Here is a 19,095-nt window from a genome sequence, read left to right as displayed (position 1 = left end):
GAGGGCTATCGATGACCGATTTGCGACCACCCCCCGTTTCCCTGCTCGACAGGCATTACGGGGATGAATTCCTTCCCCTTTACACGGCCACGGTACGGGTCGACGGAGGGGAGTCACGCCATGGCCGTGCTTCGGGCGTGGCGCGCTCTGACGACGGATTGCTCGAGGTGCAACTGCGCATGCCCGAGCAGCTCGGTGGACCCGGTGGCGGCACGAACCCGGAACAACTGTTCGCAGCGGCCTTCGCCGCCTGTTTCCACGGCGCCCTGAGCCTGCTTGCAAGACGGGCGAACCTGGCGATCCCGGACGCCCAGGTGGCGGCCTCCGTCACCTTCGGCAGGGACCCCGTCGACGGGCTCTTCATGCTCAGTGCGAGCGTCCGCGTTCGCCTGCCCGGCGTCGACCGGGCGGTGGCCGGGGAACTGTTGCGCAACACCGAGCGCATCTGTCCCTACGCCAAGATGGCCAGGGCCGGGATCGACTGCGTGATCACGCTCGAACCCTGACCGGCTGCGGCCGGCGTCCCGCACGGGCAGGGCGGCTCGTGCCGGCAGATCATCTGCCTCCGATTCGCTGGATGTTTCCGCCAGCGCAGGATCAGGCGCGCGAACGCGTGCCTGGCGCAATGTGCGCTTGCAGGGTCAAGACATTTGTCGGAACGCCCCGATGTGGCGGGCGCTGCGGCGAAGCTCCTGCGGCGTACGCCCGACGATGCGAAGAAAGCCCTGGCACATCCGGTCGGCGTCGCCGAAGCCGGTCATGCGCGCGATTTCGTCGAACGTCTGCCTTCCGTCCTCGACCGGGGGCCGTGCCGCCTCGACGCGCAGCCGTTCGACGGCCCGCGCCGGCGTCATCCCGGTCGACGAGGCGAATGCCCGACCGAACTGGCGCACGCTCAGGTTGGCGATCTCCGCGAGGCGCTCGACGGGCAGGTTTTCGCGCAAATGCTCGCGGGCGAAGAGCAGCACCTTGCGGATGCGGTCCGATCCGGCGTCGAGATCCAGCAGCGACGAGAACTGGTGCTGTCCGCCGGAGCGGCGGTAATAGACCACCAGCATGCGCGCAGCCTCCAGCGCCGCCCCCCTGCCGAGGTCCTGTTCGATCATCGCCAGGCTCATGTCGATGCCGGCCGACATGCCGGCCGAGGTCCAGATGCCGTCCTCTTCCGTCCACATGCGGTCGCCATCCACGCGCAGCAACGGAAAGTGTTCCTGCAGGCGCGGCGCGAAACTCCAGTGGGTGGTTGCGGCCCTGCCATCGAGCAGGCCGCTGGCCGCCAGCAGGAAGGCACCGGTGCATACGCATGCGGTTCGCCGCACGCGTGCGGCCATTTCCACGATCGCAGTAGTCAGCGGAACGACCCAGTCACCCATGGGGGGTTCGGGCGAGCCGACGATGATGAAGGTGTCCAGCGCCAGCGGCTGCAGGGGAACGGTGGCGACCTGAAGGTTGCAGGCACTGCAGACCATTCCGCCCTCCAGCGACGCTACCGTGAGTCGGTAATTGGCGTCCGGCCTTCGGTTGGCGCTGGCGAACGCCTCGAGCGGGCCGCTCAGATCCAGCAACACGAAACCTGGGTAAACCAGAAAGCCGACATGGCGTGTCATGGCTTACTCCCCGGGATAGAGGTCTGCCCAGTATGCGCGCGTCCGCTGTGGATCGCGACCGGCAAGAGCCCGGCCTGCATTGGTGCCAACCGCACAACATGGCGGGCACTTGGCCGGATATACCGCCAACCCGTACCCGGCTCTAAGCTCGATCCCGAGCCGCGAGCCGCATGGTTTCACACCGTTCCCCGGCCGGCCGCACCGACACCACCGAAGCGGGCACGACGAGCGTGGTGGTGGCGATTCCTCCTCCTGTTCGACGGGAGATCCGCATGACGACACGTTCCACAGGCAAGCCCGCCAATCCACGCCGCCGGCAGTTCCTGGCGGCCGGCCTGGCTTCAGCCGCGGTCACCGCTCTCCCGCTTTCCGTCGTCCCGACGGTCCAGGCGGTCGCCCGGCACATCCATTCCCCCAAGCGGAGCAACCAGCACATGAATTCGATCACCACGAAAGACGGCACACAGATCTTCTACAAGGATTGGGGCTCGGGCCAACCGATCATGTTCCATCACGGCTGGCCGCTGTCGGCGGACGACTGGGACGCCCAGATGCTGTTCTTCCTGGGCAAGGGATATCGTGTCATCGCCCATGACCGCCGCGGGCATGGACGCTCCTCCCAGGTCAGCGGCGGGCATGACATGGACCATTACGCCGCCGATGCCGCCGCGGTGGTCGAGCATCTGGACCTGCGTGACGCCATCCATGTCGGCCATTCCACTGGCGGCGGCGAAGCGGCGCGCTATGTCGCGCGCCACGGCGCCGGGCGTGTCGCCAAGCTGGTATTGATGAGCGCCGTGCCGCCGCTTATGGTCAGGACCCCGGGCAATCCCGGCGGCCTGCCGATCGAGGTGTTCGACGGCCTTCGCAGTGCACTGGCATCCAACCGCTCCCAGTTCTACCGCGACCTGTCCTCGGGCCCGTTCTATGGCTTCAATCGCCCGGATGCCAAGCCCATGCCGGCGGTCGTCGACAACTGGTGGCGCCAGGGCATGATGGGTGGTGCAAACGCGCACTACGAAGGCATCAAGGCGTTCTCGGAAACCGATTTCACCGAGGACCTCAAGGCCATCGACGTGCCTGCGCTGGTAATGCATGGCGATGACGACCAGATCGTGCCGATCGCTGATTCGGCGCCGCTCTCGGCCAAGCTGCTCAAGCGGGGCACGCTCAAGATCTACGAAAAATTCCCGCACGGCATGTTGACGACCAAGGCCGACGTGATCAACCGCGACATGCTGGCGTTCTTCCGCAGCTGAGCCGTCCGACTGCAGGGTTGCGTGGTGTTCATGGGCACGGGCATTGCAGCGCACGTGCCCGTTTTTCCGGTGTAGGCGGCACGCTCCCGGATCCGGTTCCCACGCGACGGGTGGCAATGGTCAGGCCGGACGGCGGTTCACGTTCGGCCGGGGAGCCAATTGCCCTAGTTCGCCTGCAACAAAGTCCGAAAACAGCTTCACCCGCGCCGGGGTAAGCCGGCCGAACGCGTGCAACGCGTGCAAGGGCATCGACGGCAGGCTTTGTTGCGGGAGAACCTGGACCAGGTTGCCGCTGTCCAGGTCCGCCTGGACGGTGCACTTCATGAGGTGCGCGACGCCCATGCCTTCGAAGGCCGCCGCGCGCAGCCCGAACCCGGCATCCAGGCTGATCCGGCCCTTGGGCAGGATGGTGCGGCCGTCCTTGAACGTGACCGGCAACGGCCTGCCGCCGAGCAGGTAGCGCACGAAAGGCAGCTGCTGCACTTCGTCGATCGTGCCGGGCGTGCCCCATGTGCGCAGGAACGCCGGCGAGGCCACCAGAGCCATGTCGAGCCGGGCGAGCGTGCGCAGCCGCAGATCGCTCTCCACGGCCGCGCCGACCCGGAAGACCACGTCGTAACCCTCGCGGATGACATCGACGTGGCGGTCTGCCAGGGCCAGTTCCAGCTCCAGCGCCGGGTTTGCCGCCAGGAAACCGGAGGTGATGGATTTCATAAGCAGGCGTCCCAGTTCGCTGGGCATGCTCACGCGCAGACGGCCGCGCGCGCCGCCCCCGGGCCGGATCGCATCCACCGAGTCCTCTATGCCGCGCACCAGGGGAGCGATCCGGTCGAAGAAGGCCTGTCCGTCCGAGGTCAGGTTGAAGGTTCGGGTCGAACGCCGGAAGAGCTTCGTGCCCAGTTCCGTTTCCAGGCGCTGGATGCTCTTGGAAATGGCCGATGGCGTCGTTCCGGCAACGCGCGCCGCCGCCGTGAACGATCCCGCTTCGACCGCGCGGATGAACGCGATGAGGCTGACTGACTGGTTCAGGAGGCTCGGCATCTTGGACTCCACGGCAACAAAGATGTGCCGCATCGAGGACTGTGGGGAACGCAGGCCCGACGCATATCTTGCCCCACTGCAACCAACGTGAGGCATCCGGATGAAACGTCTTTCGAACAAGGTCGCCCTGATTACAGGCGGCAACAGCGGCATTGGCCTGGCAACGGCCGAGCTTTTCGCGGCGGAGGGAGCGCAGGTCATCGTGACTGGCCGGCGGCAGGACGTCCTTGATCAGGCAGTCCACCGCATCGGACACGGGGCCGTCGGCATCCGCGGCGACGTGGCCGACATTAGCCACCATGCGTCCGTCGCCGAGGCGGTACGCGCGCGGTTTGGCCGGCTCGATGTCTATGTGGCCAACGCGGGTGTCATCACGGTCAGCCCTTCGAGCACCGTGACCCCGAAACAATTCGACGCCCAGTTCGACGTCAACGCCCGTGGCGTGTTTTTCGGTGTCCAGGCCATCACGCCGGTCATGCGCGATGGCGGCAGCATCATCCTGACCAGCTCCCTGGCGGCAAAAAAGGCCCTCGGCGGGCACGCCGTCTACGCCGGATCAAAGGCGGCCGTCGAAGCTTTCGCCCGTCACTGGGCACTGGAGCTCAAGGTGCGAAAGGTGCGCGTCAATGTGCTGAGCCCGGGGCCGGTCGATACCTCCATCGTCGAGAAGCTCGGCGTCTCGGAAGCCGATCGCCCCGCCTTTCTCAAGGGGATGACCGACATCATTCCCGCAGGCCGCCTCGGCGAGGCGGCGGAACTGGCGCAGGCGGCGTTGTACCTGGCTTCCGACGACAGTCGCTACGTCAACGGCATTGCGCTCCACGTCGACGGCGGAATGCTCCTGGCCTGACGCAAGGCCCGACCTTTTCCATTTCCTCAAGGGATGCACACCATGTCCATTAAGCACAACCCCGAAATCCTCGCGTTCATCGACAAGCTGGCCGACACCGGCAGCCACTACCGCATGGAAGCGATGGAGAGCCTTTACCTCGACGACTTGGGGTTCCTGGTCCTCACGCCGCAAGGAGACATCGCGCGCTTTTCGAAGGCCGAAATGCTGGGCGAGTTCAGGAGCCGCCGTGACGCGGGCGAACCGCCGTTGTCGACCGAGAAGAAGGTTCTCCACATCGAAGAGCTTGGCGACGAGGCGACTGCGGTGCTTTATCGGCGCATGAGCCCGGATGCCGATCCGGCGCTCTACGAACTTCGCCTGCGCAAGGTGCAGGGCAAATGGATGGTGGCGGGAGAAACCGTTCTTCCCTGGCCCGACCTCGCGACGGCCAGGGGATTTCTGCCGCCGCGCACAAGGTGAGTTTTGGGACGGCAGGACGTGGCGGGGCGGGAAAAGAGGCGTCCGCCACGAAGGTGTGCGGCGGATGGCGGATGGCGCAAATCCGGGGAAGTATGTCGCCCGGCGTAACCTGCGTATCGATACGATCGGGTGTGCGATTGGCCAGCACGGGAAGCTTTTCCCCCAAGCTGCTTTCCGTCCATCGAGAACCGTGGCCTGTGAGCTTCAGGCTCCCCCGGAGGCAGCCGTGTCCCCAAAGTCGATCGACCCGCCATCAGCAGGCCCGGACGCATTGGCATCGAGCTTTTCGACCAGTTATGCCGGTGTTGTCGCGTTCGTTGCCGTCGCCACGACCGGCAGTTTCGCCAAGGCCGGCGATCGCCTGGGAATCGGCAGGTCGGCCGTCAGCCGCAGCGTGCGAAAGCTGGAGATCCAGCTCGGCACGCGCCTGTTCCTGAGGACCACCAGGAGCACGACGCTGACGCGGGAGGGCGAGCGGTTTTACGAGAAGTGCCATCCCGGGGTCGAGCGGATCACCGAGGCGCTGGAAGACATGCGTGACCTGCGCGAAGGACCGCCGCGTGGCGAGCTGCGGATCGTCGCCGCGCCCGAGTTCGGGCGCAATGTCGTCATGCCGCTGCTGGGCGGATTCCGACAGCGCTATCCGGGGATAGCCACGGAGCTGATCCTGGCCGATCACAGCACCGACTTCACCTCCGATCGGGTGGACGTGGTGTTCCACGATGGCCGCATGGAAGACTCCCAGGTCGTCGCCAGGCAGCTGATCCCGATGCAGTTGCTGGTTTGCGCCGCGCCCGAATACGCGCGAGTGCACGGATTGCCGTCCGAGGTTGCGGATATCGCCGAACACCGGTGCATCGGCCGCCGCCTTGCCAACGGGCGACTCGCCGAATGGGAATTCAAGGTGGACGGACGCGCCTGCAAGATGACGCCCAGCTCGAGTTTTACCTTCAACGACTGGGACCTCGTCCTGCGGGCGGTCCTGGACGGGCAGGGGATGGCACAGCTGCCCGGCTTCATGGTGGGCGCACACCTGCGTGACGGCAGCCTGGTCAGCTGCCTGGCCCACCACCAGCCCGACGATCGTGGGCATTACGTTTGTTACCTGAGCCGGCACCAGCTCCCACCCCGGATCAGGGTCTTCGTCGACCACATGACCGAGCAGATCCGGAAGACAGACCCTCAACGCCTGAGCCTTCTGGCGCAGGCGGACAATCGCTTGCAACAGGCGTGCGATCACTTGCCCTCGTTGGGCCGCGTGCACGACCCGGCGCAAGCGCGATGCTGCGCCTGATCAGTCCGCCCGGCCCCCATAAACCGGTCGCTGGGCCGGCACCAGCCCTGGCAATGTCGGGACAACCAGGAAAAACAGAAGGGCCGGGATCGCGCGATCCCGGCCCTTCTGCGACGTTGACTTTGGTGGAGTGGAGGAGGATCGAACTCCCGACCTTCGCATTGCGAACGCGACGCTCTCCCAGCTGAGCTACCACCCCACACGAGCCGCTTATGTTAGCAGCGTCCTGCGTCGTCGCCAAGATGTTGATCGATGCTTTGTTGCGGTAGGCGGGGTAGGCGGGATAGGCGGGATAGGCGGAGCATGGCGGCCATCACGACTCCGCCCGCCTCAAGGGGGGATTACGAAGGGCGGGCCGGTTAATTGCCTCGGGCCGGTTGCGCCGGCAACAACCTCGCCAACGGCTCATGCAGCACGCCGCGGCGCCAGCCTTCGAGGAACTCCGGCCATTCGCCCGTGGTGACGTACTCCTCCAGTACCTTGCGTGGGCACAGCAGCCCTGGCGGCAGGTCAAGCTCGGTCGCCATGCGGTCGACCACGTCCTTCATCGCGGACAGGATCTTTTTCGCCGGACCCAGCACCAGCGGGGGGATCGCGGCGGTTGCCGCCAGTTCGTCCGCATCGGGCGCGGGTGCCAGCAGCTCGTACAGTTCCGCACGCTGTGCCGAGCGCAAGGCGCGCTGGCCGCGGCTGCGCTGGTCCAGCTCGGCCAGGCTCAGTGGCGGGTTCTGCGCCAGGCTGAGCGCCAGCGTATCGTCCAGCAGCCACGAGCGCGGGCGATCCAGCGTGCGTGCGCTGCGGTCGCGCCAGACCAGGATGCGGCGCAGCAGCGCCTGCTGCGCGCGCGGCCAGTCGGTCGCGGCGCGGAAGCCGCGCTGCGGCTGCGGATCGCCGGTGTGCGTGTTGGCGCGGCGCTTGAGCCGCTCGCAATCCTCGGCGTGCCACGCGCTACGGCCGCGCTCGGCCAGGCGCTCGGCCAACTGGGCGTGCACCGGTTCCAGATAGACCACGTCGAGCGTGGCGTAGAGCCGCTGCGACTCGGTGAGTGGGCGCTGCAGCCAGTCCGAGCGGGTCTCGCCCTTGTCCAGCTCCGCGCCGGCCAGTTCCGCGACCAGCGCGCGGTAGCTCATCCCCAGGCCCATGCCGACGAAGGCGGCGGCGATCTGGGTGTCGAACAGCGTGCCGGGGCCTTCGGGCAGCAGGGGCGCGAGCGCTTCGAGATCCTCGCCGGCGCTGTGCATCACGGTGACCGTCGGACCTTCGCCCAGGCGCGGACGCAGCGCGTCGCCGATGTCGAAGGCGAGTGGGTCGACCAGCGCGTAGCGGCCGTTCCAGCCCAATTGCAGCAGGGCCAGTTGCGGGTGGAAGGTGTTGCGCCGCATGAATTCGGTATCCACGCCCAGTGCGGCATCGGGGGGCAACTCGGCCAGCCACGCGTCCAGCGTGTCGCGGCGATCGATCCATGTGGCGGCGGCCGCAGTGGGCACGGGCATGCGAAAGGTTCCTCGGGCGGCGGTGTGGCGGGCGGCGAGGGCGCGCGGCGCGCATTGCCCTGTCACCGGCCCTGCCATAAGGTGAGCAGCGCACGATAACAGCCTTGGGAACCCCATGCCGAGCAACGAAACCGTCCGTCGTCAGCGCGCCATGGGTGGCGCGCTGGGCGTGCTCGTACTCGGCGCAGCGCTGGTCTACCACTTCTTCCCGCGGGTATTCCATGTGGACCCCGCCGCCATGACGCCGCGGCGCTCCACCTCGACGGGATCCGCCACGGCGAACGGGCAGCGCCCGGCCCGCACGCCGGTGAATGCCGAGATCGACGCCGGGCCGCCGCTCACGCTGGCGCCGGCGGCGGTGATCGCCTCGCGCATGAACAAGGGCAACCAGCACCTGCCCGAGCAGATGAGCGCCGATACGCCCGCGGTGCAGGCGCTGCTGGCGCGCGCCGGCAAGGCCTTGAAGGCGGGGCGGCTGGCCGGCGGCGAGGACAGCGCTGCCGCGCTCTATGCCCAGGCCTTGCAGGACAAGCCGGACAGCCGCGCCGCCGCGCAGGGCCTCAACCAGGTGCGCGCCCAGCTGGTGGCGCAGATCGGCCAGGACATCGCGGTGGGCGACGCCGAGTCGGCGCAGGATCTGCTCGAGGGCCTGCGGGACCTGCCCAACAGCGCCGGCGACGTGGCGCAGCTGGAAAAGGGTCTCGAAACGCTGGCCAAGGTCCGTCCGATGCTGACCCAGGCCGCCTCGCTGCTGCGGCAGGGCAAGGTCGACCAGCCTCAGGGCGCCAGCGCGCTGGACATGTACCGCCAGGTGCAGGCGCTCGATCCGGACAATGCGATCGCCGAGCAGGGCATCTTCCAGGTGCAGCGGGCGGTGCTCGACCGGGCGCTGGCGGCGGTCGCGCAGAACGACTTCGCCGCCGCCGACCGCGCGCTGGCCGAAGCCGGGACCATTCGCCCCGGTTCGCGGCAGTTGGTGGACGTGCGCAATCGTGTCGAGGGCATCCGGCGGCAGCGCGCGAGCGGCCTGCTGGCGCAGGCGCGCTCCGCGCTGGACGCGGGCAACCTCGACCTGGCGCAGCGGCTAGCGGGACAGGCGCGTGCATTGCAGCCCGGCCTGGACGGCGTGGACGAGTTCCAGCAGCAGCTGACCAATGCCCGCCTGTACGCCAGCTACAAGCCGGGGCAGGTGTTCAGCGACCGCTTCGTCGACCTGCCAGGCCACACGCCGGCGATGGTGGTGATTCCCACCGGTAGCTTCCAGATGGGCGCGCCCGACGGAGAGGACGGCCGCACCGACGCCGAGACGCCGCGCCACGGCGTGACCCTCGCCAAGGGTTTCGCCATGGCGCGCGGCGAGGTGACCGTAGGGCAATTCCGCGAGTTCGTGCGTGCCAGCGGCTACCAGCCCGATTCGATCAAGCTCGGTGGCGCCAGCGTGTACGACGAGCGCAGTGGCGTGTTGCGGGACGACTCCCGGGCCACCTGGCAGGACGACTACGCCGGGCGCCCGGCCGAGGACGACCTGCCGGTGGTCAACGTGTCCCTCCGCGACGCCAGGGCCTACGCCGACTGGCTCCGCGAACGCACCGGCAAGCACTACCGCCTGCCGAGCGAGGCCGAATTCGAGTACGCCCTGCGCGGCGGCACCCAGACCCGCTACTGGTGGGGCGAACGGGCGCCCACCCGCAAGGTCGAGAACCTCACTGGCAACGGTGATCGCTCGCCCAGCGGGCGGCGCTGGAGCAACGCGTTCCCCAGCTACCGCGACGGCTACTGGGGGCCGGCTCCGGTGGTCAGTTTCGAGGCCAACCCGTTCGGGTTGTACGACATCGACGGCAATGTCTCCGAATGGGTCGCCGACTGCTGGCACGACAACTACGTGCGCGCACCGGTGGATGGCAGTGCCTGGCTCAACCCGGGCTGCAGCGTGCACGTGGTGCGGGGCGGCTCATGGGGCAGCTCGCCCGAGCAGGTGCGCTCGGCCTACCGGCAGGGCGCCGATGGCCGGGTGCGCAGCGCGCGCGTGGGCTTTCGCGTCGTTCGCGAGCTGTAGACGCCGCGCTGGCGAGGATGCCGGCAAGCCCGAACGCGCGCCAACGGCGCCGCGCGACGGCCTACCCAAGCCGTACGACATCTGCAAGACTGCATGTCCGGCCAGCGGTATGCGTGCCGCGCGTCGGTATCCCGGTAAGGCGGAGCCATCCGGGGGGAGGGATGCAATGAATCCGGAAACCGTACGCCTGTTCGTGCCTTTCAGCGCCGATGCGCCCTGGATCGTGCGAGGTGAAGCCTCCCGGGTAGGCACTTACCCGACGCGCGCCGAGGCGATCTCGGCGGCCGTGCGGGTCCGCGCCAAGCTGGCGCGTGCCTGGGGGCTGGACCACCCGCCGGTGCGCGTGCAGGAGAGCGACGGCAGCTGGCGTGAACTATCCGATCCGGATCCCCCGACTTTGCTGCAATAGGTAGCCCTGATGGACAAGACGACAGGCCCCTGGCGGATCCTGCTGGTCGAAGACGAAATGCTGGTGGCGATGTTGCTGGAGGACATGCTGGCCGAAGCCGGCCACGCCATCGTGGGGCCGATGGCCCGGATCGACCAGGCGGTCGAAGCGGCGCAGAACGAAACCATCGACCTGGCCATCCTGGACGTGAACGTGGGCGGGGACGAGGTCTACCCGGTGGCCGAAGCGCTTGCCGCCCGGGACATCCCCTTCGCCTTCGCCACCGGCTACGGCGCGCACGGCCTGCGCGAACCCTGGCAGGACCGGCCGACCCTGCAGAAACCCTTTCATCGCAACGACCTGTTCCGGATGGTGGCGGAGCTGGGCTCCTCCTTTTCCTGCTGACACGGCGCGCCGGCGACATTTCTCGCCGTGGCTCCGCGATCCGGGACAACTACTGAAACACGCCCAAAACAAAGGCCCCGAAAGGGGCCTCAGTCATTTGGTACCGGTGATAGGACTCGAACCTACACTCTGTCGCCAGAAGCGGATTTTGAGTCCGCCGCGTCTACCATTCCGCCACACCGGCACAAGAGCGGGGATTATGCCTGCGTCAGTGCACAGGGTCGAGCCCCAGTTGACGTTCGCAGCGCTCGTAGCCGTGGTCCGGTAACGGCTGGAAAATCGCGCAGCGGGTCATGTTGCCCGAGTAGATGTGCAGGCTGACGGCGATCGCCTCATCGCTGGGGTTGCGGATGGTGTGGTACTCGTGCGGCGGGATCAGGCTGCCGGCCGATCCGGGGCCGGCCTGGATCGAACCGACCGGCTGGAAACGGCAATGGCCGTCCTCGTCGGCCAGGCGCTCGTACTGCACCACTTCCAGCGCACCGCTCCAGACGCCCTCGACGCACCACATGCCGCAGTGGTCGTGGATCGGGGTACCCTGGCCGGGGCCCCAGGTCATCGCCACCACGCAATAGCCATGCTGCTCGCTGCGATAGAGCTCGCGGCGCGCGTAACGCCCGTGGGCGGTCTCGAATACGCACTCGGGCAGTTTAACGGTGCCGCCGCGCATCAGCTTGCACAGGTTGTTGCGCAGGGTGTCGGTGACCGCGAAGGTCGAGTCCATGCCGACGGCCTGATCGATCGCGTCGACCAGCTCGCGGCAGCCGGGAAATTCCATCGTAAGCATGCGGGGATTCTCTCAGTACAGCTTCACGCCGAGTTTAACGCACTGGTGTTAGCTGGCCGAGACAGGCTCGTCAGCAATGTGCAGACCGGCCAGGAAACCGCCGATCGCGCGGCTGTAGTTGGGGATGTCGACCAGGAAGGCATCGTGGCCCTGCGGGGAATCCAGCGCCACGAAGTCCACCTGGGCGCCAGCGGCCGACAGCCCCGTGGCGATCTGCTCCTGCTGTTCCAGCGGAAACAGGATGTCGGTGCTGACGCCGATCACCAGAGCGCGCTCGATGCGGATGCGCTTCATGCCCGCCATGATGTCGCCGCCGCCGTATTCGCCAATGTCGAACCAGTCGCTTGCACGCGAGAGGTAGAGGTAGCAGTTCGGGTCGAAGCTGCGCACGAAGCGTTGCGCGTGGCCTTGCAGATAGGATTCGACCTGGAATTCGAAGCCGAACGGTTCGTCCTCGCGCTTTTCCGGATCGAGCCGGATGCGGGCGAAGCGACCGTTCCATTCCATCGCCGAGCGGTAAGTGATCACGCCCAGCTTGCGCGCGATGCTCATGCCCATCTCGGGATAGCGCGCGCCGTCGCCGTCATGGCCGCTCCCGTCATGAATGTCGTAGTCCCCGCCGTTCCATTGCGGGTCGAGCCGGATCGCCTCGCGCTGCAGCGAGCGGATGGCGATGGCGAAGGGCTGGGCCTGCGGCGCGGTGTCCACGCTGACGTGCGCGCGCACGCTGTCCGGGTGCAGCAGCATGTAGGCCAGCGCGCCCATACCGCCCATCGAGCAGCCGATGAGGCAGGCCAGGCGCTCGATGCCCAGGCCATGGCGGACCACCTCGAAGGCGGCGTTGGCGACATCCTCCAAAGCCAGCTCCGGAAACGCGAGTCGGTAGGGCTGGCCGGTGGCCGGGTCGGCCGAGGTCGGGCAGGTGGAGCCCTTGTCGCTACCTAGCGAGTTCACGCAGATCACGAACCAGCGGTCGCTGTCGATCGCCTTGCCGGGGCCGAGCATGCCTTCCCACCAGCCGGGCGCCGGGTCGTCGGCATTGGATGCCGCGTGTGCGCTGGGCGAGAGGCCGGTCAGGATCAGCACCGCGTTGTCGCGCGCCGGGTTGAGCTGCCCCCAGGTTTCGTACGCCACTTGCGCGCCGTGCAACTGCCCGCCGCGCTTCATCGCGAACGGCGAGGGCAGGGCGTGGTAGCGGCGGGCGTCCGGGGCAGGTTTGCTCATGGATGGACCTGGTCGATGACGATCCGTATCGGGCCGGTGTGATCGACACCGACCACTCCCGCATCGCCCTCCAAATCGCCGGATTGCGCCATGGCTTGGCCGCTGGCACTGACCCGCGCGCCGACGAAGACCTTGCCGGCGGAGGAGAGCCTGAACTGCGGCGCCATCGCCATGGCGTCGGTGAGCGTGACGGTGGCCGGCAATTGCGAGGCGTCGAGGCGCGCCACCGCCAGCGGCATCGGCGGGCCCCGTTCGGCGCGGGCATAGACGAACAGCGCGGCCCCGGGCTCGAGCTTGTCGCGCAGCGACGGATCGAGCTGCACCTGGATCGTGAGATGCGGACCCCCGGTGCTGGCGGCGGCCGCAGGGGTTGGCCTGCCGCCGAGCCGCGCCTCGGCCACGGCGATCTGTTCGGTCACCGCCCTGGCGACGTTCGAGCCGGGTTCCAGCAGCGGCTGCAGGCGGCGCCAGGTGGCGGCGGCAGCGGCGTAATCGTCGCGCTGGAACTGACTGATCCCGAGCAGCCACAGACCGCGCTGGTTGGCCGGATCGGCCTTTACGGCTTGTTCGAGCAGGTCCAGCGCGCGGCCTTCGATGCGGTGGTCGTCGCGTGCCATCGAATCGGCCTCGGCCCAGCCAACCATGGCTACGCCGTTGCGCGGGTCGATGCGCAGCGCCTGGCCATAGGCTTCGCGGGCCTGGGCGTTACGGTGCATCGCGGTCTCGGTCTGCGCCAGCAGCAGCCAGCCCTGCAGGTCGTCGGGCTGTTGCCGGAGGTGGTCGCGCAGTTCGGCCACGGCCTGGTCGATGTCCATCGACGGCGGCGGCGTGATCCCATTGAGCGCCACCGGCGTGCCGACCAGCAGGTACAACCCGCCGGCGGCCAGCGGCAGCACGAAGGCGACCAGCAGCGCCAGCGCGAAGATGCTGCCCGAGCGGCCCTGGCGACGGCCATGGCGAACCAGCGGCCAGAGCAGCAGGGCGAGCGCCACCGCGATCATCACGGCAGCGATCAGGTAGAACGCGAGCTTCACCAATCGTCCCCTTGTTCGATCGTGGCGTTGTCGACCAGCCGGCTGTCGATGCGCGTGGCGCGACTGCGCTTGCGGATGGTCAGCACCACGACCGTGGCGCCCAGCGCCAGGAACAGCCCGGGGCCGAACCACAACAGCCAGGTGGAAGGCTGCACCGGCGGGTCGTACAACACGAATTGGGAATAGCGCGCGACCAGGTACTGCTTGATCTCGTCGTCGCTCTTGCCCTGCTGCATCAGTCCGAAGACTTCGCGGCGCAGGTCGCGCGCCAGGTCCGCATTGGAATCGGCCAGGTTCTCGTTCTGGCAGACCAGGCAGCGCAGCTGGCGGGTCAGGTTCTGGAAGCGGACTTCCTGGGCGTGGTCCTTGAACGGCAGCGGGTCGATCGCCTGTGCGGCGGCGATGCCCGGGAACGCCAGGAAAAGCGCAAACAGCATCTGCAGGAGCGCATTCGTGCGCGACCTCGATGCCCCGCGGTCGCGCACAGGGGCGCTCCAACAGGGAAGCATGCGGCTCATGGTGCCTCCTGCTTCAACCGCGCGATCAGCGGTTTCAACTCGCGCTCGATGATCTCCGGCGTGAAAGGCCCGATGTGCTTGTAGCGGATCACGCCCCTGGCATCGATCAGGAAGCTCTCCGGCGCTCCGTACACGCCGAAATCGATTGCGGTACGGCCGGGCTGGTCGGCGATGACGATGTCGTACGGGTTGCCGTGCCGCGCGAGCCAGGCCTTGGCGTCCTCGGGCGCATCCTTGTAGTCGTAGCCGACCAGCGGGATGCCGAGCGTGCGGCCCTCGGCCATCAACACCGGGTGCTCCTCGCCGCAAGCGATGCACCAGCTGGCGAACACGTTGACCAGGTAGGGCTTGCCCAGCATCGAGGCCTTGCTGACCGTTTGGGTCGGATCATCCAGCAGCGGCAGCACGAACTCCGGCGCCGGCTTGTCGATCAACGGCGAGGGCACTTCGCGCGGGTCATGCCGGGTGTTCCACCAGATGCCGAAGCCGAACAGGGCTACCAGCAGCAGGAAGCCGAACAACGGCAGCGAACGGCTCATGCGCGCCGCTCCGCCACGGTCTGCGACGGCTGTGCGGCGGTGGCCGCCGTCGCCGCGCGCTTCGCCCGGAAGCGCTTGTCCGCGCCGGCCACGAAGCCACCCAGCATCATGAACAGGCCGCCACCCCAGATCCAGCGCACGAACGGCTTGGCGTAGAGCCGCAGCGCCCAGGCACCTTCCAGGTTGTTCGGGTCCATCGGCTCGCCCAACGCCACGTAAAGGTCGCGGGTGACACCCGGGTCGATCGCCGATTCAGTCTGCACCTGGCCGCGCGGGTAGGTGCGCTTCTGCGGGTGCATCACGTCGATGGTCTTGCCCTCCTTCAACACGGTCACCGTGCCTTGTTCGGCGTGCCAGTTGGGGCCACGGGTCGCGTGCACGCCGTCGAAGCGGAAGCTGTAGGCGCCGATCGTCTGCGTGTCGCCCGGCGCCATGCGCACGTCGCGGGTAACGCTCAGTGATTCGGTCAGCAACACGCCGATCAGGAACACGCCCACGCCGAAATGCGCCAGCAGCATGCCGGCCATCTCGGCCGGGTAGCGCCGCCCGCGCGGCATCTCGCGCCAGCGCTTGTAGACGTACAGCAACGTGCCGACGCCGCACCACACGGCCGCCGCCACGCCAGCGATTGCCTTGGCCTGGCCGTCGACAAAGAAGGCGGCCACGATCGCGCAGGCCACCGCCGCGATGGCGACCCGCACCAGCACGCTCTTCAGCGGCGCCGGCTCGCTCTTGCCCCAGCGCAGGAACGGACCGAACGGCAGCAACAGCACCACCGGCAGCATCAGCAGCGGGAACAGGAAACCGAAGTAGGGCGGACCGACCGAGATCTTGCCCAGGTGCAACGCATCGCCGATCAGCGGGAACAGCGTGCCCAGCAGCACCATCGCCGCCGCCACGGTGAACATCAGGTTGGCGATCAGGATCACCGTCTCGCGCGAGAGCAGGCTGAACGCCTTGCCGCCGGCCACCTTCGGCGCACGCAGCGCGTACAGCAGCAGCGAGCCGCCGATCACGATGACCAGGAAGGCCAGGATGTACAGGCCGCGGCGCGGGTCGGAAGCGAACGCGTGCACGCTGGTCAGTACGCCCGAGCGCACCAGGAAGGTGCCCAGCAGCGACAGCGAGAAGGCGAAGATCGACAGCAGGATGGTCCAGGCACGCAGCGAGCCGCGCTTCTCCGTCACCGCCTGCGCGTGGATCAGCGCCACGCCCACCAGCCAAGGCATGAAGCTGGCGTTCTCCACCGGATCCCAGAACCACCAGCCACCCCAGCCCAGCTCAGCGTAGGCCCACCAGCTGCCGGCCACGATGCCGCAGGTGAGGAAGGCCCAGGCCGCGTTGGTCCACGGCCGCGCCCAGCGCACCCAGGCCTGCTCCAGCGCGCCGCCCAGCAGCGCGGCGATGGAGAAGGCGAAGGCCACCGAAAAGCCCACGTAGCCCATGTACAGCACGGGCGGATGGAAGGTCATGCCCGGGTCCTGCAGCACCGGGTTCAGGTCGCCGCCGTCCGCGGGCATCGGCAACAACCGCGCGAACGGATTGGAGGTGAATACGATGAAGGCCAGGAAGCCGACCGCCACGATGCCCAGCACACCCAGCACGCGGGCCAGGAATGCCTCCGGCAACTGGCGGCTGAAGGCGGCCAGCGCCACCGTCCAGACGTTGAGGATCATCACCCACAGCAGCATCGACCCCTCGTGCGCGCCCCAGACCGCCGCGATGCGGTAGTACCAGGGCAGGGCGAGGTTGGAGTTGTCGGCGACGTACTGCACGGAAAAGTCGAAGCGCAGGAACGCCCAGGTCAGCAGCCCGAAGGCGATCGCCACGAACACCGCCTGGCCAGCCGCGGCCGGCCGCGCCACCGCCATCAGCACCCGGTTGCCGCGCCAGGCGCCAACCAGCGGCAGCACGCCCTGCGCCAGGGCCAGCAACATGGCGAGGATGAGTGCGAGTTGGCCGAGTTCGGGAGTCATTGCGGCACCTTGTTGGCGGCCACGGCCTTGTCGCCGTGATGCGCCTTCTCCATGGCGTCCTTCAGCTCCTTCGGCATGTAGGTTTCATCGTGCTTGGCAAGTACCTGCTCGGCGACGAAGTGGTCGCCGGCCATGTGACCGGTGGCGATCACCGACTGGTTGTCGCGAAACAGGTCCGGCAGGATGCCGGTGTACTCCACCGGCATCGCGCCGTCGGCGTCGATGACGGTGAAGCCGACCTTGAGCGAATCGCCCGAGCGCTGGATCGAGCCGGCCTTGACCATGCCGCCCAGGCGGAAGGTCTTGTACGCCCCGGCCTGGCCGGCGTGCACCTGGCTGGGGGTGAACAGGTAGTTCATGTTCTGCTGCAGGGCGAACACGGTCAGCCCCACCGCCACCACGGCGGCGGCGAGTACGAGCAGGACGATGATCAAACGGCGTTTGCGGGTCGGGTTCATGGATTCACGGCAGGGGAGGCGGCACGTTGCTGGCGCGCGGTTTGACGCGCCAGGCGGGCGCGAAGTTCACGCAGGTTGCGGCGCCGGCGCAACAGCGGCGAAACGAAATCGGCGAGCAGCACGATGAGGAACACGGCATAAGCCGGCCAGACGTAGCCCGCATAGCCGCCCATGGCGAGGAACTGGCTCATGCGTCGTCCCCTGTGGCGATCCTGCGCACCCACTCCTTGCCGCCCTCCAGCTCGAGCAGGTCGGCGCGCACGCGGCCGAACAGGCTGGCGACGTAGTACAGCTTGGTCGCCACCATCATGGTCAGCAGCGGCCACAGCATGTCGGTGCTGATCTTCGACGGTCCCAGGATGCGCACGGTCGAACCCTGGTGCAGGGTGTTCCACCAGTTGACCGAGAAATGCACGATCGGCACGTTGATGATGCCGATGATGGCGAGGAAGGCGGCGGCGCGGGCGCCCTGGCGGCGGTCCTCGAACGCGTGGTACAGCCCGATGACGCCCAGGTACAGGAACAGCAGCACCAGTTCGGAGGTCAGTCGCGCATCCCAGGTCCACCAGGTGCCCCACATCGGTTTGCCCCAGAGCGAGCCGGTGACCAGGGTGATGAAGGTGAACGCCGCGCCGATCGGCGCCGATTCCATCGCCACCGTCTCAGCCAGCTTGATCCGCCACACCAGCGCGATGAACGAGGCGACCGCCATCACGCCATAGATGAACAGGCCCATCCAGGCGCTGGGCACGTGGATGAAGATGATCCGGTAGGCGTCGCCCTGCTGGTAGTCGGCCGGCGCCAGCACCAGTCCGCCGTACAGCGCCATGGCGCCGGCGATCAGCGCCAGCGCCAGGAACCACGGCCGCAAGGTGCCGGCAAAGCGGTAGAAGGTCGGCGGCGAGCCGAGCTTGTGCAGCCAGAGGGGTATCCACTTGGACATGGCGATATCAGGCGTCCAAAGCAATGCGGAGGGCGGCCGCGCAGGCCAGCGGCGCCAGCACCAGGGCGAGGGCGAGCGCCGCGCCGAGCCAGGCGATCGGGGCGACCCACGGTAACCCCTGTTGGGCGGCCGCGACCGCACCTGCGGCAAAGATGACCACTGGCACGCAAAGCGGCAGCAGCATCAGGGCGAGCAGCATACCAGAGCGCCGGGTCCCGGCCGTCAGCGCGACCAGCACCGCGCCCAGCAGGCTGAGCATCGGCGTGGCCAGCAGCAGCGCCAGCATGAGCACGCCCATCACCGGCAACGGCAGGTGCAGCATGCCGGCGAGCAGGGGCGAGATCAGGATCAGCGGCAGCGCGGTGGTCAACCAGTGGGCGAGGATCTTCATCGCCAGCATTAGCGCCAGCGGTTGCGGCGCGAGCACCAGTTGCTCCAGCGAACCGTCCTCGATGTCGCTGCGGAACATCGCATCGAGTGCCAGCAGCATGGCCAACAGCACGGTAACCAGCACCACCCCGCCAGCGATGCGCTGGAGCAGGGCGTCCTCCGGTCCCAGCGCGAACGGGAACAACGTGGCGACGATCAGCGCGTAAAGCACCGGCATGGCGATATCGCCGCGCCGCCGCCAGGCCAGCGTGAGGTCGCGTCGCAACACCGCCGCGCAGGCTCGGGAAACGGATGCCTGGTTCACGCCGCAGCCCTCCATGCTCCCTCTGCCCCGGCGCGACCGGGGGAGAGGGTGGGGGAGAAGGGGAGGC

General features: G+C 67.9%; 21 protein-coding genes and 2 tRNA genes. 8 read left to right on the top strand and 15 right to left on the bottom strand.

Translation table 11 applies throughout. The features are described 5' to 3' along the window. Window positions 1–11 precede the first annotated feature (11 nt). Window positions 12–506, top strand: coding sequence for an Ohr family peroxiredoxin (locus tag OSC30_RS00580; protein ID WP_267169889.1), 495 nt, complete (start codon window positions 12–14; stop codon window positions 504–506). Window positions 507–641: 135 nt separating this feature from the next. Here OSC30_RS00580 and OSC30_RS00575 read toward each other — a convergent pair whose 3' ends face one another. Then, a complete protein-coding gene (locus OSC30_RS00575; RefSeq protein WP_267169888.1) occupies window positions 642–1,607 on the bottom strand; it encodes a GlxA family transcriptional regulator in 966 nt (321 codons plus the stop codon). Between the two features lie 434 nt (window positions 1,608–2,041). Between OSC30_RS00575 and OSC30_RS00570 the strand changes: the two genes are divergently transcribed. Next, entirely contained in the window at window positions 2,042–2,866 is an 825-nt protein-coding gene (locus OSC30_RS00570) for an alpha/beta fold hydrolase (protein ID WP_267170131.1), read from the top strand. 120 nt (window positions 2,867–2,986) lie between these two features. Here the strand turns inward: OSC30_RS00570 and OSC30_RS00565 are convergent, their stop codons facing one another. After that, entirely contained in the window at window positions 2,987–3,907 is a 921-nt protein-coding gene (locus OSC30_RS00565) for a LysR family transcriptional regulator (protein WP_267169887.1), read from the bottom strand. A gap of 100 nt (window positions 3,908–4,007) precedes the next feature. Between OSC30_RS00565 and OSC30_RS00560 the strand changes: the two genes are divergently transcribed. The 3 genes from OSC30_RS00560 (at window position 4,008) to OSC30_RS00550 (ending at window position 6,513) form a co-directional block, all read left to right on the top strand. Further along, on the top strand, window positions 4,008–4,757 hold the full coding sequence (locus tag OSC30_RS00560; RefSeq protein WP_267169886.1) for an SDR family NAD(P)-dependent oxidoreductase: 750 nt from the start codon (window positions 4,008–4,010) through the stop codon (window positions 4,755–4,757). A gap of 42 nt (window positions 4,758–4,799) precedes the next feature. Beyond that, complete coding sequence (locus OSC30_RS00555; RefSeq protein WP_267169885.1) at window positions 4,800–5,219, top strand: hypothetical protein; 420 nt, start codon at window positions 4,800–4,802, stop codon at window positions 5,217–5,219. Between the two features lie 226 nt (window positions 5,220–5,445). After that, window positions 5,446–6,513 carry a LysR family transcriptional regulator gene (locus OSC30_RS00550; RefSeq protein ID WP_267169884.1) on the top strand — a complete coding sequence of 356 codons (1,068 nt, stop codon included), beginning with the start codon at window positions 5,446–5,448 and terminating at the stop codon, window positions 6,511–6,513. Between the two features lie 123 nt (window positions 6,514–6,636). On the opposite strand, the gene OSC30_RS00545 is transcribed toward OSC30_RS00550, so the two are convergent. Then, window positions 6,637–6,712 (bottom strand) — tRNA-Ala (locus tag OSC30_RS00545). Between the two features lie 160 nt (window positions 6,713–6,872). Next, complete coding sequence (locus OSC30_RS00540) at window positions 6,873–8,006, bottom strand: ribonuclease D (protein WP_267169883.1); 1,134 nt, start codon at window positions 8,004–8,006, stop codon at window positions 6,873–6,875. Between the two features lie 115 nt (window positions 8,007–8,121). On the opposite strand from OSC30_RS00540, the gene OSC30_RS00535 reads away from it, so the two are divergent. The 3 genes from OSC30_RS00535 (at window position 8,122) to OSC30_RS00525 (ending at window position 10,855) form a co-directional block, all read left to right on the top strand. After that, on the top strand, window positions 8,122–10,062 hold the full coding sequence (locus tag OSC30_RS00535) for a formylglycine-generating enzyme family protein (RefSeq protein WP_267169882.1): 1,941 nt from the start codon (window positions 8,122–8,124) through the stop codon (window positions 10,060–10,062). A gap of 166 nt (window positions 10,063–10,228) precedes the next feature. After that, window positions 10,229–10,471: a DUF2188 domain-containing protein gene (locus OSC30_RS00530; RefSeq protein ID WP_267169881.1), complete on the top strand. Its 243-nt coding sequence runs from the start codon at window positions 10,229–10,231 to the stop codon at window positions 10,469–10,471. A gap of 9 nt (window positions 10,472–10,480) precedes the next feature. Next, entirely contained in the window at window positions 10,481–10,855 is a 375-nt protein-coding gene (locus OSC30_RS00525) for a response regulator (protein ID WP_267169880.1), read from the top strand. A 98-nt stretch (window positions 10,856–10,953) separates the two neighbouring features. Here OSC30_RS00525 and OSC30_RS00520 read toward each other — a convergent pair. The 11 genes from OSC30_RS00520 to ccmB all read right to left on the bottom strand — a co-directional run bounded on the left by OSC30_RS00520 (window position 10,954) and on the right by ccmB (window position 19,028). Further along, a tRNA-Leu gene (locus OSC30_RS00520) sits at window positions 10,954–11,039 on the bottom strand. A gap of 24 nt (window positions 11,040–11,063) precedes the next feature. Then, entirely contained in the window at window positions 11,064–11,642 is a 579-nt protein-coding gene (locus OSC30_RS00515; RefSeq protein WP_267169879.1) for a cysteine dioxygenase family protein, read from the bottom strand. Between the two features lie 48 nt (window positions 11,643–11,690). Further along, window positions 11,691–12,866: a homoserine O-acetyltransferase MetX gene (gene metX, locus OSC30_RS00510; RefSeq protein ID WP_267169878.1), complete on the bottom strand. Its 1,176-nt coding sequence runs from the start codon at window positions 12,864–12,866 to the stop codon at window positions 11,691–11,693. Continuing rightward, the gene (locus OSC30_RS00505; protein WP_267169877.1) at window positions 12,863–13,900 is read right to left on the bottom strand and encodes a tetratricopeptide repeat protein; all 1,038 of its coding nucleotides are present in this window, start codon (window positions 13,898–13,900) and stop codon (window positions 12,863–12,865) included. The genes metX and OSC30_RS00505 overlap by 4 nt, the downstream gene beginning before the upstream one ends. After that, complete coding sequence (locus OSC30_RS00500) at window positions 13,897–14,337, bottom strand: cytochrome c-type biogenesis protein (protein ID WP_267169876.1); 441 nt, start codon at window positions 14,335–14,337, stop codon at window positions 13,897–13,899. Before OSC30_RS00500 ends, OSC30_RS00505 begins: the two co-directional genes overlap by 4 nt. A gap of 77 nt (window positions 14,338–14,414) precedes the next feature. Continuing rightward, window positions 14,415–14,957, bottom strand: coding sequence for a DsbE family thiol:disulfide interchange protein (locus OSC30_RS00495; protein ID WP_267169875.1), 543 nt, complete (start codon window positions 14,955–14,957; stop codon window positions 14,415–14,417). Then, window positions 14,954–16,933 (bottom strand): heme lyase CcmF/NrfE family subunit, encoded by a 1,980-nt coding sequence (locus OSC30_RS00490; RefSeq protein ID WP_267169874.1) that lies wholly within the window; start codon window positions 16,931–16,933, stop codon window positions 14,954–14,956. The genes OSC30_RS00495 and OSC30_RS00490 overlap by 4 nt, the downstream gene beginning before the upstream one ends. Then, window positions 16,930–17,391, bottom strand: a complete 462-nt coding sequence (gene ccmE, locus OSC30_RS00485) for a cytochrome c maturation protein CcmE (RefSeq protein WP_267169873.1) — start codon at window positions 17,389–17,391, stop codon at window positions 16,930–16,932. Before ccmE ends, OSC30_RS00490 begins: the two co-directional genes overlap by 4 nt. Further along, entirely contained in the window at window positions 17,388–17,582 is a 195-nt protein-coding gene (ccmD, locus tag OSC30_RS00480) for a heme exporter protein CcmD (protein ID WP_267169872.1), read from the bottom strand. The genes ccmE and ccmD overlap by 4 nt, the downstream gene beginning before the upstream one ends. Next, window positions 17,579–18,334, bottom strand: coding sequence for a heme ABC transporter permease (locus OSC30_RS00475; protein ID WP_267169871.1), 756 nt, complete (start codon window positions 18,332–18,334; stop codon window positions 17,579–17,581). The genes ccmD and OSC30_RS00475 overlap by 4 nt, the downstream gene beginning before the upstream one ends. Window positions 18,335–18,341: 7 nt before the next feature. Continuing rightward, window positions 18,342–19,028 (bottom strand): heme exporter protein CcmB, encoded by a 687-nt coding sequence (ccmB, locus tag OSC30_RS00470; RefSeq protein ID WP_267169870.1) that lies wholly within the window; start codon window positions 19,026–19,028, stop codon window positions 18,342–18,344. Between the last annotated feature and the right edge of the window lie 67 nt (window positions 19,029–19,095).

The sequence above is a fragment of the Frateuria hangzhouensis genome, from assembly GCF_026410505.1.
Taxonomy (GTDB): domain Bacteria; phylum Pseudomonadota; class Gammaproteobacteria; order Xanthomonadales; family Rhodanobacteraceae; genus Frateuria_A; species Frateuria_A hangzhouensis.
The sequence above is the reverse complement of the archived record's forward strand: the minus strand, read 5'-3'. Positions and strand labels throughout refer to the sequence as shown.

What these genes read in the sequence shown, in the direction of transcription:
- OSC30_RS00560 (WP_267169886.1), top strand. Translation starts at nt 4,008, where the DNA reads ATGAAACGTCTTTCGAACAAGGTCGCCCTGATTACAGGCGGCAACAGC.
- OSC30_RS00525 (WP_267169880.1), top strand. Translation starts at nt 10,481, where the DNA reads ATGGACAAGACGACAGGCCCCTGGCGGATCCTGCTGGTCGAAGACGAA.
- OSC30_RS00530 (WP_267169881.1), top strand. Translation starts at nt 10,229, where the DNA reads ATGAATCCGGAAACCGTACGCCTGTTCGTGCCTTTCAGCGCCGATGCG.
- OSC30_RS00570 (WP_267170131.1), top strand. Translation starts at nt 2,042, where the DNA reads ATGAATTCGATCACCACGAAAGACGGCACACAGATCTTCTACAAGGAT.
- OSC30_RS00475 (WP_267169871.1), bottom strand. Translation starts at nt 18,334, where the DNA reads ATGTCCAAGTGGATACCCCTCTGGCTGCACAAGCTCGGCTCGCCGCCG.
- OSC30_RS00580 (WP_267169889.1), top strand. Translation starts at nt 12, where the DNA reads ATGACCGATTTGCGACCACCCCCCGTTTCCCTGCTCGACAGGCATTAC.
- metX (WP_267169878.1), bottom strand. Translation starts at nt 12,866, where the DNA reads ATGAGCAAACCTGCCCCGGACGCCCGCCGCTACCACGCCCTGCCCTCG.
- OSC30_RS00500 (WP_267169876.1), bottom strand. Translation starts at nt 14,337, where the DNA reads ATGCTGTTTGCGCTTTTCCTGGCGTTCCCGGGCATCGCCGCCGCACAG.
- OSC30_RS00495 (WP_267169875.1), bottom strand. Translation starts at nt 14,957, where the DNA reads ATGAGCCGTTCGCTGCCGTTGTTCGGCTTCCTGCTGCTGGTAGCCCTG.
- OSC30_RS00535 (WP_267169882.1), top strand. Translation starts at nt 8,122, where the DNA reads ATGCCGAGCAACGAAACCGTCCGTCGTCAGCGCGCCATGGGTGGCGCG.
- OSC30_RS00515 (WP_267169879.1), bottom strand. Translation starts at nt 11,642, where the DNA reads ATGCTTACGATGGAATTTCCCGGCTGCCGCGAGCTGGTCGACGCGATC.
- OSC30_RS00555 (WP_267169885.1), top strand. Translation starts at nt 4,800, where the DNA reads ATGTCCATTAAGCACAACCCCGAAATCCTCGCGTTCATCGACAAGCTG.
- OSC30_RS00565 (WP_267169887.1), bottom strand. Translation starts at nt 3,907, where the DNA reads ATGCCGAGCCTCCTGAACCAGTCAGTCAGCCTCATCGCGTTCATCCGC.
- ccmE (WP_267169873.1), bottom strand. Translation starts at nt 17,391, where the DNA reads ATGAACCCGACCCGCAAACGCCGTTTGATCATCGTCCTGCTCGTACTC.
- OSC30_RS00575 (WP_267169888.1), bottom strand. Translation starts at nt 1,607, where the DNA reads ATGACACGCCATGTCGGCTTTCTGGTTTACCCAGGTTTCGTGTTGCTG.
- OSC30_RS00540 (WP_267169883.1), bottom strand. Translation starts at nt 8,006, where the DNA reads ATGCCCGTGCCCACTGCGGCCGCCGCCACATGGATCGATCGCCGCGAC.
- ccmD (WP_267169872.1), bottom strand. Translation starts at nt 17,582, where the DNA reads ATGAGCCAGTTCCTCGCCATGGGCGGCTATGCGGGCTACGTCTGGCCG.
- OSC30_RS00490 (WP_267169874.1), bottom strand. Translation starts at nt 16,933, where the DNA reads ATGACTCCCGAACTCGGCCAACTCGCACTCATCCTCGCCATGTTGCTG.